We start from the raw sequence: 12,447 nt of genomic DNA, 5'->3' as shown, positions 1-12,447 counted from the left end.
CTGTTAGAATCAAGTGTATTCCCCGCACCCGCGGGGATGAACCGTTGCTGGCTGGAGAAAAAGGGCGATGACCGGAGTATTCCCCGCACCCGCGGGGATGAACCGACCGGCTCTCGGGTGGTCGTGGGGGTGCAGAAGTATTCCCCGCACCCGCGGGGATGAACCGCGACTCCAGCAGGCCGAGCAGCTCATCAACACGTATTCCCCGCACCCGCGGGGATGAACCGCAGATTTTTGACGCGGCCAGCTTTGCCTTACCGTATTCCCCGCACCCGCGGGGATGAACCGCGGTTCTGGTGGTCGTAGCGGGCCTGGAGAAGGTATTCCCCGCACCCGCGGGGATGAACCGCAAGCCACGTGTTCGAGGTCAAACCACTCAGAGTATTCCCCGCACCCGCGGGGATGAACCGAAGAGTCTTTCTGGATTCGTAACAAGCCTTCCGTATTCCCCGCACCCGCGGGGATGAACCGGCATATGCACGCACCCTCGCCGGTGAGGTGGTGTATTCCCCGCACCCGCGGGGATGAACCGTGCAGATGGGCCATGAAGGGGTTGCGTGGGTCGTATTCCCCGCACCCGCGGGGATGAACCGGCCAACGCGTTTCAGCGTTTCGACGACTCCCTGGTATTCCCCGCACCCGCGGGGATGAACCGGCCTGGTCGGGGCCGGATCGGGCTTGATCAGCGTATTCCCCGCACCCGCGGGGATGAACCGTCCAGGTCGGTTAGTTGCTGTCTAGCCATATAGTATTCCCCGCACCCGCGGGGATGAACCGCTCCCGGCCAAGCTCCAGGGTGGCCCACCAGCGTATTCCCCGCACCCGCGGGGATGAACCGCCACCGACCCGGCTGCCCTTGCGCTTCCCAAGTATTCCCCGCACCCGCGGGGATGAACCGGGGAAGAAGGTTGTCATTGATGGCCCCCTGACGTATTCCCCGCACCCGCGGGGATGAACCGGCTACGCCGCTTGAGTTCGGCGATTAGAGGCCGTATTCCCCGCACCCGCGGGGATGAACCGTCCGTGAAGCCGTTCTCGGCCTTCCAGCCCTCGTATTCCCCGCACCCGCGGGGATGAACCGTTGGCCCAGTCCATCGCGGGGTGGCTGCCGTTGTATTCCCCGCACCCGCGGGGATGAACCGGAATTTGTTTCCAACTTAGATTTTACTCAGCCGTATTCCCCGCACCCGCGGGGATGAACCGTCGAAGCGCCAGCGCCGCTCAGGGTGGAACTTGGTATTCCCCGCACCCGCGGGGATGAACCGATCGCCGCCACCACCGCCACTGGGGGTGGGGCGTATTCCCCGCACCCGCGGGGATGAACCGCGGTACGTGGTGGAGGTGGACGAGCGGGGTATCGTATTCCCCGCACCCGCGGGGATGAACCGCTCTCCGCCCTGGTCAATATCCCCTCCGTGAGGTATTCCCCGCACCCGCGGGGATGAACCGTTGCGCCAGTCCATCGCGGGGTGGCTGCCATTGTATTCCCCGCACCCGCGGGGATGAACCGCGTGGCGCTGTGAAGGGTTGCGGAGCAAGCGCGTATTCCCCGCACCCGCGGGGATGAACCGAAGTGCGGCTACGTGTATTCTGGCAAGCAGTGCGTATTCCCCGCACCCGCGGGGATGAACCGTTAAGCTGCCACCTCCACCTCCCCAGCGCTCGTATTCCCCGCACCCGCGGGGATGAACCGTGCCCCGGTACATTGAGCGCGTCTTGCAAGCCGTATTCCCCGCACCCGCGGGGATGAACCGCCTGGACCCCGATCACGGTCGAGATCGAGCGCGTATTCCCCGCACCCGCGGGGATGAACCGCGGGCGCCCTTTGGCCACAGCGGCGGGAACGTGTATTCCCCGCACCCGCGGGGATGAACCGCAGGAGCGCGCCGCGCTGAGCGACAACGATCGTATTCCCCGCACCCGCGGGGATGAACCGACGGGCCTCGAGGCCATCGGCTACAGCGCCGAGTATTCCCCGCACCCGCGGGGATGAACCGCTGGAACTGCAGCTTCAGGAGCTAGATTTGCGTATTCCCCGCACCCGCGGGGATGAACCGCCTGGGGCCGCCCGAAGGCTTACCGCACGGAGGTATTCCCCGCACCCGCGGGGATGAACCGGATGTTGCTACGCCTATTGGTCTGTTACAGATGTATTCCCCGCACCCGCGGGGATGAACCGGTCTGGCGGGCGGTTTTCTCGGCGTTGCGCCAGTATTCCCCGCACCCGCGGGGATGAACCGCAGGATGCGGTGCGCTACTGGGCGCGCGATAAGTATTCCCCGCACCCGCGGGGATGAACCGAGCACGGAAACCCCCACCAGATTGAATCGGTTGTATTCCCCGCACCCGCGGGGATGAACCGACCGCCATGAGCTTGCAAATTTGCTTACAGCCGTATTCCCCGCACCCGCGGGGATGAACCGATCACCCCGGACTCCAGCAGATCGGCCAACTCGTATTCCCCGCACCCGCGGGGATGAACCGGCAAACCTGGCAGTAGGAACCATCGAGCACATGTATTCCCCGCACCCGCGGGGATGAACCGAGGAAACCGCTCGGGCGGTTCAGCGGCGCTCGTATTCCCCGCACCCGCGGGGATGAACCGACATCATGGACGGCCAGCCAGGGGCGCAGAAAAGTATTCCCCGCACCCGCGGGGATGAACCGGCGGGGCCAACCCACGGCCCAGCTTTGACGGCGTATTCCCCGCACCCGCGGGGATGAACCGAGGGCATCGTAAAAATTTACGAAGCCTCGCAACGTATTCCCCGCACCCGCGGGGATGAACCGGGTAAACGCTTGCAAGGTGTAGCAGGGTATGCGTATTCCCCGCACCCGCGGGGATGAACCGTTTTTAGTCTCGTCAATCAACTGCTTTTCTTCGTATTCCCCGCACCCGCGGGGATGAACCGCTCGATGAGTACAGCACACTGGACGCAGAACTGTATTCCCCGCACCCGCGGGGATGAACCGTTTTTTCAGAAGCGCCTTGAAGAAGCCGAACCGTATTCCCCGCACCCGCGGGGATGAACCGCAGGTCGCCCGGCTTGAGCAGCTTCAGGAGTTGCGTATTCCCCGCACCCGCGGGGATGAACCGTGGTACGTGGGCGAGGGCCCGAGGACTCGTGACGTATTCCCCGCACCCGCGGGGATGAACCGCCTGCGTTGTCATCGGCCTGCCACTCGGTGCGGTATTCCCCGCACCCGCGGGGATGAACCGGCATCGGCGTGGCCGCGCTCCGAGCGCTCGGCGTATTCCCCGCACCCGCGGGGATGAACCGAGGGCATCGTAAAAATTTACGAAGCCTCGCAAGTATTCCCCGCACCCGCGGGGATGAACCGGCGTATGAATGGCAGAACAACCTCCAAGGGGCGTATTCCCCGCACCCGCGGGGATGAACCGTTCGCTCCGGCGCTTGCGGATGGCGAAAAGCCGTATTCCCCGCACCCGCGGGGATGAACCGCTAGCTTGCCTGCGGAAGAGCCTTTCCCGCCACGTATTCCCCGCACCCGCGGGGATGAACCGACCTGGCCTCGATTCGGGAGCAGATCAAGGGAGTATTCCCCGCACCCGCGGGGATGAACCGCGGATTCAGGCCAATCTCGGCATCATCCACCAGTATTCCCCGCACCCGCGGGGATGAACCGGACGAGGAATTCAGCTTTGAGCACCCCCTAACGTATTCCCCGCACCCGCGGGGATGAACCGGCCAAATAGCAGCCAATCAGCGCCTAGATAGCGTATTCCCCGCACCCGCGGGGATGAACCCTACACCGGCGCTGTGTTCGGGGCCAGCCAGACGTATTCCCCGCACCCGCGGGGATGAACCGCTAATTTCCCCATCCTGCTGATGAGTAGGCCGTATTCCCCGCACCCGCGGGGATGAACCGGCCGTATTCCTCGGCGTACTGCTCAAACTGTTGTATTCCCCGCACCCGCGGGGATGAACCGATAGTTGACGATGAGCGCACGTACCTGATCCACGTATTCCCCGCACCCGCGGGGATGAACCGCCGTGTATTTGAACGGTGTCCGCCAGCGCCGAGTATTCCCCGCACCCGCGGGGATGAACCGACAACCACCCTCAAGCGCCGAATCGAGAAGCTGTATTCCCCGCACCCGCGGGGATGAACCGTTTGCCATTCTGCAGTATCTATACAGCCATTCGTATTCCCCGCACCCGCGGGGATGAACCGCTCTACGACCTGGGGGAGCTCGACCGCTGGCGTATTCCCCGCACCCGCGGGGATGAACCGCCGGTCAAATCCATCGGCAGCCAGACGGCAAGTATTCCCCGCACCCGCGGGGATGAACCGGTTACGTGTTCCGTCTAGCGGGGGCCCCATGCGTATTCCCCGCACCCGCGGGGATGAACCGGGTTTGGGGGGGCAGGGCGAGAAGTTGAGCCAGTATTCCCCGCACCCGCGGGGATGAACCGCATCCCACGGCTAAGAATGAGGCGCGTGTCCTCGTATTCCCCGCACCCGCGGGGATGAACCGAAGAGCTTTCGTAATTTTTTACGATTGTAGGAGTATTCCCCGCACCCGCGGGGATGAACCGCGGCTGATCCGGGATGTTGCAGAATACGGCACGTATTCCCCGCACCCGCGGGGATGAACCGCTAGCGCCAGGCCCAAATGGTACGCGCTTCATGTATTCCCCGCACCCGCGGGGATGAACCGCGTGGGTGCGCCTGGACTGTTGGCGTCTACGCGTATTCCCCGCACCCGCGGGGATGAACCGTCACGATACCCGCCGGAGTCCTTGCCATCCCAGTATTCCCCGCACCCGCGGGGATGAACCGCCCTGGAGGAAGAGCACGAGGGCCACCTTGCCGTATTCCCCGCACCCGCGGGGATGAACCGCCCACAAACCGGCCCGCCACCTTGAGGACATGAGTATTCCCCGCACCCGCGGGGATGAACCGGCCAGACGGGCAGGCGCCCGCTGAGGATGACGTATTCCCCGCACCCGCGGGGATGAACCGGCGCAGAGCGGCCACGCCGGTTGTGGCAACGCGTATTCCCCGCACCCGCGGGGATGAACCGAAGTACCTGGTGCAGACGCACTACATGGCGAAGTATTCCCCGCACCCGCGGGGATGAACCGGTGGACAATATCAGCGATTCGGCAGCCCGTTGGTATTCCCCGCACCCGCGGGGATGAACCGCCAGCAACATAGGCCAACCCGCGTCAATCGAACGTATTCCCCGCACCCGCGGGGATGAACCGTGCAGCAGGGTCTCGCCCGAGTCCAGCCGATACGTATTCCCCGCACCCGCGGGGATGAACCGCCGCTGCAGCATCTCTGAGTCTGTGGTTCCGGGTATTCCCCGCACCCGCGGGGATGAACCGCACGGGGTCGCGTAGCTGGCCCTGCATGTTCTGTATTCCCCGCACCCGCGGGGATGAACCGATTTACAAGGGGGCCAGCTTCGATGGCCCGATGTATTCCCCGCACCCGCGGGGATGAACCGCTGGGCAGGCGCAGGCACAGAGCCAGCAGCAAGTATTCCCCGCACCCGCGGGGATGAACCGTGCGAGTTTGTCGGACAGGTTTCGCGGGAGCAGTATTCCCCGCACCCGCGGGGATGAACCGCCGGGGGCAAACCTGGGGAATCAAAATGCTGCGTATTCCCCGCACCCGCGGGGATGAACCGTTCATCGCCTCTCTGGCCGAAAAGGCCAGCTTGTATTCCCCGCACCCGCGGGGATGAACCGGGGGCGATGTGTTCAGGCCGGAGGACATTCAAGTATTCCCCGCACCCGCGGGGATGAACCGCGGTTGCCCATGGTAATTGATACTACGGGTGGGTATTCCCCGCACCCGCGGGGATGAACCGCACGTCCTGAGCCGTTACCTGATTGTTGTTGTGTATTCCCCGCACCCGCGGGGATGAACCGCTCCATCCGATGGTGCGCCAACCAGTTGGCCCGTATTCCCCGCACCCGCGGGGATGAACCGGAGTCCAGGCCCACAGGTGAACGCATACCCCTGTATTCCCCGCACCCGCGGGGATGAACCGCCTACCGGAAGCGCTAGCGGCCATCAATCAGGGTATTCCCCGCACCCGCGGGGATGAACCGAGCACGCCGGGCATCCGTTTCGTCATACCCTTGTATTCCCCGCACCCGCGGGGATGAACCGACCGGGGTGGGCCGGGTGCTCCCCCTGGGGGCGTATTCCCCGCACCCGCGGGGATGAACCGGGACTTGTACCGCTCGGCTCGGGCGGCCCCACGTATTCCCCGCACCCGCGGGGATGAACCGAGCAGTTGCTCGAGGCCCTCAACGAAGCCTAAGTATTCCCCGCACCCGCGGGGATGAACCGTATACTCAGCGTCAAAACGGGTGTCAAGTGAAGTATTCCCCGCACCCGCGGGGATGAACCGTTGCGCCATCGCATAGGCCGCGTTGATCTCAGGTATTCCCTGCACCCGCGGGGATGAGCCGTGGGCCCCGATTGGGGTCAGGGTATGGATTGGCGAGATTGGCTCGATTATGCGGGACTTTTTTCTGCTGCGCGGCTTTCAGCTAGCACCTTCTGCCACGCATCCCGGAGCCACTCCTGGGGAGTAAGCAGCCGAACTGTACTCAGCAAATCCCAGTCGTTATTTTTGCGGGCAATCTCCACCATTTGCGGCCAGAGCCGCTCAAAGTCCTCTCGGGTATAGCGGCCTTCCCGGTACAAGATGTACATTTCGTCGTACAGTTCGGATATCGGGTGGGGAGCCATAACTACCTCAAGCTATTCAGAAACCAGTCTTCGGGTTCAACATACGCACCGCAATTAAGTGCCTCGTAATCTCCGCCAGAAGCCTCGATTGGTTACAGCTAGAGCTGCTCAAACTCTTCCTATGTATAACAGCCATCGCGCCAAAACGAATAGATGGTGATCGTTCAGGGTTGCGACGGTTAGCTTGTTAGTTGTCACGTAAACTCCCGGGCAGCCCCTACATTATAGCAAACCAGGAGGGGTCGAAGCTCCTGAGCTGCGCACAGGCGTATTGCTAGGCCGCCGGGTGTTTGGAAAACCACTCGAGGTACCACTGAGCGGTTTGCGGTATGGTAGAACCCATATGTTTCGCTCGAGCCGCACCCCCACCGGTGGAGGAGTTTTTCTGGAGATGGACAGGGCCAAGGCCGAGGCCCGCGCCCAGGGCCTCGAGGTGGTGGATCTCTCGATTGGAGCGTCCGACCTGCCCCCGCCCCCAGAGGCCCTGGAGGCCCTCAAACAGGCCATAGACGACCCCTCGAGCTACGGCTACTGCCTCAAGTCGGGCACCCTGCCCTTCCTCGAGGCCGCCACCGACTGGTACTTCCGGCGCTACGGGGTGCAGCTCGACCCCCGGCGCGAGGCCCTGAGCCTGATTGGCTCGCAGGAGGGACTGGCCCATCTGCTGATGGCCGTGGCCGACCCCGGCGAGGTTCTGCTGATGTGCGATGTGGCCTACCCCTCCTATTTTGGAGCGGCCAAGGTGGCGGGCCTCGAGGTTCACCTGATGCCGCTGGGCGAGCACCTGCTGCCCGACCTGTGGGCCGTACCGGAGGCGGTGGCCCGGCGGGCTAAGGCGCTGCTGCTCAACTACCCCAACAACCCCACCGCGGCCCTGGCCTCGGAGGAATTTTTTGCGGAGGCGCTCGAGTTCTGCCGCCGCTACGACCTGCTGCTCATCCACGACAACCCCTACCTCGACCAGGCCCTGAAACCCACCCCCTCGCCCCTGGCCCTGCCGGGAGGGCGGGAGCGGGTGGTGGAGCTTTTTAGCTTCTCCAAAAGCTACCACCTGGCCGGTTTCCGGCTGGGTTTTGCCCTGGGTAACGCCGAGGCCATCGCCAGCCTGGAAGCCCTCAAAGCCCCCATTGACTTCAACCAGTACCTGGGCATCCAGCGCATGGGCATGGCCGCGCTGGCCGTACCCCAGGCCCGCCTGCAGGCCGACGCCCAGACCTGGGCCCGCCGCCGGGCAGCCATGGTGGAGGCCCTGGCCCAGCAGGGCTGGACGGTGCCGCTCCCCGAGGCCGGGATGTACTTGTGGGCCCGGCTGCCCTCCAGCCTGGCCCTGGACGACCTGGCCTTTGCCAAAGCCCTGGTGGCCCAGACCGGCGTGGCCCTTTCGCCGGGACGGGCTTTTGGGCCAGGAGGGGTGGGGTATGTGCGCTTCGCTCTGGTGCAGCCCGAGGCGGTGCTGCGCCGGGCGGCCCAGCAGATCGGGGCCTTCATGCGCAGCGTGGTTACAGATTGAAGCAACTAGACCTGAACGCCCAGGGGCCCGCTCAGCAGTTGCATGGCGGCCTCCTCGGGGGTGAGTTCGCCCCTGGCTACCCGGGCGATGAGGGCCTGGCCTTCGCGGGTTTTGCGGCGGCCCCACTCCTGGATCACGCTCTCCACCTCGAAGCGGGCGCGCTCGAGCCGGTCGGCCTCGAGCAGGTTGTGTTGTTGCAGGTGCTGGTGGTGAGCCTCGAGGGCCTCGAACAGCTCCGCAATGCCCTCGGCCTTGGGAGCGATGGCGGTGAGCACGGGTGGCTTCCAGCCCGCCGGGCGGGGGGCGGCCAGCTCCAGGGTGGTTTTAAGCTCCTGCACGATGCGCTCGCCGCCCGGCAGGTCGAACTTGTTAACCACAAACACGTCGGCAATCTCCATCACCCCGGCCTTGAAGGCCTGCACCGCGTCGCCGGCGGCAGGGGTCAGAATCAGCACGGTGGTGTCGGCCACGCGGGCGATGTCCACCTCGCTCTGCCCCACCCCCACCGTCTCCACGAAGATGCGGTCGAAGCCAAAGGCCTCCAGGAGGGCCAGGCTGGCCACGGTGGCCCCGGCCAGCCCGCCCAAAGCCCCCCGGCTGGCCAGCGAGCGGATGTAGACCTGTTTGTCCTGGTGGTGGCGCATCATGCGGATGCGGTCGCCCAGGATGGCCCCGCCGGTGAAGGGGCTGCTGGGATCCACCGCCAGCACCGCCACCCGCTCGCCCCGCCTGCGGGCCTCCTCGATCAGCCGGTCGGTGAGGGTGCTTTTGCCGGCTCCCGGGCTGCCGGTCAGGCCCACCACTTTGGCCTGGCCGCGCCCGCGCAGTTGCCGCAGCAGGGCCTGCCCTTCGGGATAGCCCGACTCCACCAGGGTGATGGCCCGGGCCAGGGCCCGCACGTCCTGGGCCAGAAAGCGCTCGTAGAGGCTCATGGGGTTAGTGTATCGCGGCCAGGCCCCTACAGCAGGGCGATGCAGGCCACCTCCACCTTCACGTCGCGGGGCAGGCGGGCCACCTGCACGGTAGCCCGGGCCGGGAAGGGCTCGCGCACGTACTCGGCGTAGACCTTGTTGAAGGCCGGGAAGTCGTTCATATCGGCCAGGTAGCAGGTGGTCTGCACCACCTTGGCATACGAGCTTCCGGCGGCCTCGAGCACCGCTCCCAGGTTTTTCATGACCTGATGGGTCTGGGCCTCCACATCCCCCGCGACCAGCTCGCCGGAAGGGGTAAGGGGAATCTGGCCCGAGCAAAACACCATCCCGCCGGCCACGATGGCCTGGCTGTAGGGGCCGATGGCCTGAGGGGCTTGATCGGTTTGCACGCGCTGTTGACTCATACCCACAGCTTATACCACATGCCGACTTAATCGGCGCTGTCCCACCAAAGAAAGACAAGACGCGCCAGCGCAAGCTTGTGCTTCGGCGACTCTACAAAGTAATCCACACCGCTGCCCAGTTTGGGGAACGGTTGGGGTAATCCTGGTATAGGAACAGCTCAAAAGCCCTGGGTGGGCTGTGAAGCCGTGGTGGGTGGGGGAGCGATGGTGGTTTTGGGCGGGTAGACCTCGAGGCCCAGGTAGGCCAGGGGGTCGTTGGACTCGAGGTCGGCAGCCATGACCAGATAGTCCACATCGGCCAAAGTCCAAAGCTGCACCCCCTGAGCCTGGGCCAGCTCGCCGAACGAAGCGCCCTGGGGCTGGTCGAGCAGAATTAGCACGACGCCCTCGGCCTGGTGGGCTTGCTTGGCGCTTAGTGCGTCTTGCAAGGCGCTGTCCAGACCGGAGAGGTGGGAGAAGGCCTGGAAGACATACCGGGTTCCTGTGGGCGATTGGGCCAGGAGGTGCTTCTGATCCGGGGTTAGCGAGGCCACCCAGCGGGGGCATCGGTTCAAAAGGCCAGCTACGAAGCGCAGAAATGGCTTCAGCTCAATGTGAATGGCGTCCGAGGCTGGCATATGCAACCCGTATACCCATCATGCTATAGGCTGGGGCTATAAAGCAAGTGAAAGGAGGGCCTAGGAAAATTCAGACGGCCCTTAGGCTTTGATTCATTTTTTTCTCATAAAAAAGACGGGCCTGTGGATAACTCTGTGGATAACCCGGCTCTACCTGTGGATAACTCTGTGGGTATCTGAATGTTTCTCAAGGGGATACGCAAGTTTTATCCGTTTGAGACAGGATATTTTTCAAAAACTCAAATGTGAAACGGTTGTCAATTCATGCGGTTTCCATTAGAAGTGCTTCACCCAGAAGACCAGGGGCTTGGGGGTCTCCTGAGGCTGGTCTAAGTCGCGCCAGGTGAAATAGCACACCAGGTCGGGGCGCTTGGTAAACCCCCGCCGCTGCCAGAAGGCATCCAGCGGCACGTAATCGGAGGGCTTGAGGGGGTAATGCGCGGGGCGCTCCACCGCACAAAAAGCGACCTGGCGGTAGCCGAGCTGCAGGGCCCGTGCTTCCCGGTGATGAAAAAAGGCCACCCCCAGCCCCCGGCCCCGGTACGCCGGCTCCAGCACCGATTCCCCGAAGTAGTACCAGGCCTGGGGATTCAGCCCGGCCTTTATGAAGGGCTCCTGGAACTCGGCCTCGGCCTGCGCGAGGGGCAGGGCGGTGGAGGCCCCTACCACCCGCTCACCGTCCCGCACCACCACCAGGGTGCTCTCGGGGAGGTTCATAAACTTGGCTAGGTAGTGCGTCTCGTACTCGAGGCTCCCCTCGTACAGATAGGGCCACTCCCGAAAAACCGCCATGCGCAGGCGGGCCAGCTCGGGGATGAAGGGGGCCACCTCGGCACCGGAGAAAACATCCACGCGCAGGTTCATGCTTTTCAGCATAAACAGGGGGCCGGCCCGGTACAATCTGAAAGGATGATTATCTCCACTGATCCCCCTGCCCACGCCCTGCTCATCGACAGCCGCTCCCCGGCCGAGTACGCACAGGGCCACCTCGAGGGCGCCATTAACCTCGACCTGTCGGGCTTCCGCGGGCGCTTGCGCAGCGAGCAAGAGCTAGAACAGCTCGAGCAAGCCCTGGCCGAGCTCAACGGCCGCATCGGGGCAGGCCCCCACCGCCCGGTGGTGGTCTACGATATGGGACTCAACACCCGCCTGACCAAAACCGCTTTCATGCTGGCCTTGGGGGGGCTGGAGGTGTACCTGTGGCCGCAGGGGTGGGAGTCTCGAGCCACCCAGCAGCCCCCAGCCCAGCCGGTGGCCGGTGAGCCCTGGGCCCAGCTCAACCGCGAGATCCTGCTCACCGCCGACGAAATCCTGGCCGGACTGCCGTATCCGTTGCTGGATGTGCGCGAACCCCACGAGTTTGCCACCGCCCGGATTCCCGGGGCCAAAAACATCCCCCTGGGCGCTTTTGGACTGGACAACGCTGGGGCCCTGGGCCTTTTGCCCGGCCAAGCGGTGGGGGTGCACTGCCGCAGCGGCGCGCGCAGCGCCAGCGCCTTCTGGCTCCTACGCCAGCAGGGGGTGCAGGCCCGCAACTACCTGGGCAGCATGCTCGAGTGGGAGGCCGAGGCCGACCTGCCGGTAGAACGTTCCTGAGGCCCTCGCCAGAATTTGCCTGTAGGCTGTAGGGCATGAAGGTGTATGGCTTGGCTGTAGGCCCTTTGCAGGAAAACACCTACCTGCTGGTAGGCGAGGATGGACGGGGGGTAATTGTAGACCCTGGCGACGAGCCCGGGCGCATTCTGACCGAGGTGCGGCGGGTGGGTTTAAAGCCGGAGGCGATTTTGCTCACCCATGCGCACTTCGATCACGTGGGGGCGGTGGCCCCGCTGGTAGAAGCTTTGCAGCTACCGGTTTACCTGCACCCGGCCGACCTGCCGCTCTACCGCAGCGCAGCTTTGAGTGCGGCCCGCTGGGGTCTCTCCATTCCCCAGCCGCCCGAACCCATCGAGCCCCTGGCCGAAGGGCAGACCCTGGACTTTGGCCTGGGCCTCGAGGTGCTGTTTCTACCCGGCCACGCGCCGGGGCATGTGGGCTTCTACCGGCCCGGCTACCTGGTGAGCGGCGATGTGCTCTTCCGTGGGAGCATTGGCCGCTACGACCTGCCGGGCAGCGACCCCCAGGCGTTGTTGGCCTCGCTCCAGCGAATCGCCCAACTGCCGCCCGAAACGGTGGTCTACCCCGGGCATGGCCCCACCACTACCCTCGCAGAGGAGCTGGCGAGTAACCCTTACCTGGCGGGCTGA

8 protein-coding genes and 1 CRISPR repeat array are annotated in these 12,447 nt (G+C 64.6%); of the genes, 3 read left to right on the top strand and 5 right to left on the bottom strand.

The window, feature by feature from the left end; all coding sequences use genetic code 11:
* Positions 1-15: 15 nt before the first annotated feature.
* Positions 16-6,455: a CRISPR direct-repeat array (repeat unit 29 nt; unit sequence GTATTCCCCGCACCCGCGGGGATGAACCG).
* Between the two features lie 46 nt (positions 6,456-6,501).
* A complete protein-coding gene (locus Q0X18_RS13950) occupies positions 6,502-6,738 on the bottom strand; it encodes a hypothetical protein (protein WP_297563479.1) in 237 nt (78 codons plus the stop codon).
* A 343-nt stretch (positions 6,739-7,081) separates the two neighbouring features.
* On the opposite strand from Q0X18_RS13950, the gene Q0X18_RS13945 reads away from it, so the two are divergent.
* Positions 7,082-8,248, top strand: a complete 1,167-nt coding sequence (locus Q0X18_RS13945; protein WP_297563478.1) for an aminotransferase class I/II-fold pyridoxal phosphate-dependent enzyme — start codon at positions 7,082-7,084, stop codon at positions 8,246-8,248.
* A gap of 5 nt (positions 8,249-8,253) precedes the next feature.
* On the opposite strand, the gene meaB is transcribed toward Q0X18_RS13945, so the two are convergent.
* The 4 genes from meaB to Q0X18_RS13925 all read right to left on the bottom strand — a co-directional run bounded on the left by meaB (position 8,254) and on the right by Q0X18_RS13925 (position 11,065).
* Entirely contained in the window at positions 8,254-9,180 is a 927-nt protein-coding gene (meaB, locus tag Q0X18_RS13940; RefSeq protein WP_297563477.1) for a methylmalonyl Co-A mutase-associated GTPase MeaB, read from the bottom strand.
* Positions 9,181-9,206: 26 nt separating this feature from the next.
* On the bottom strand, positions 9,207-9,584 hold the full coding sequence (locus tag Q0X18_RS13935; protein WP_297563476.1) for a RidA family protein: 378 nt from the start codon (positions 9,582-9,584) through the stop codon (positions 9,207-9,209).
* A gap of 158 nt (positions 9,585-9,742) precedes the next feature.
* On the bottom strand, positions 9,743-10,201 hold the full coding sequence (locus Q0X18_RS13930) for a hypothetical protein (protein ID WP_297563475.1): 459 nt from the start codon (positions 10,199-10,201) through the stop codon (positions 9,743-9,745).
* Positions 10,202-10,477: 276 nt separating this feature from the next.
* On the bottom strand, positions 10,478-11,065 hold the full coding sequence (locus Q0X18_RS13925) for a GNAT family N-acetyltransferase (protein ID WP_297563474.1): 588 nt from the start codon (positions 11,063-11,065) through the stop codon (positions 10,478-10,480).
* A 45-nt stretch (positions 11,066-11,110) separates the two neighbouring features.
* Between Q0X18_RS13925 and Q0X18_RS13920 the strand changes: the two genes are divergently transcribed.
* Together Q0X18_RS13920 and Q0X18_RS13915 are read left to right on the top strand one after the other, a co-directional pair.
* Positions 11,111-11,797, top strand: a complete 687-nt coding sequence (locus Q0X18_RS13920; protein WP_297563473.1) for a sulfurtransferase — start codon at positions 11,111-11,113, stop codon at positions 11,795-11,797.
* A 35-nt stretch (positions 11,798-11,832) separates the two neighbouring features.
* Positions 11,833-12,447: an MBL fold metallo-hydrolase gene (locus tag Q0X18_RS13915; RefSeq protein ID WP_297563472.1), complete on the top strand. Its 615-nt coding sequence runs from the start codon at positions 11,833-11,835 to the stop codon at positions 12,445-12,447.

The sequence above is a fragment of the Meiothermus sp. genome (genome assembly GCF_026004075.1).
Taxonomy (GTDB): Bacteria; Deinococcota; Deinococci; order Deinococcales; family Thermaceae; genus Meiothermus.
Note: the sequence above shows the minus strand (reverse complement) of the source record. Positions and strands in the feature narration are given on the sequence as shown.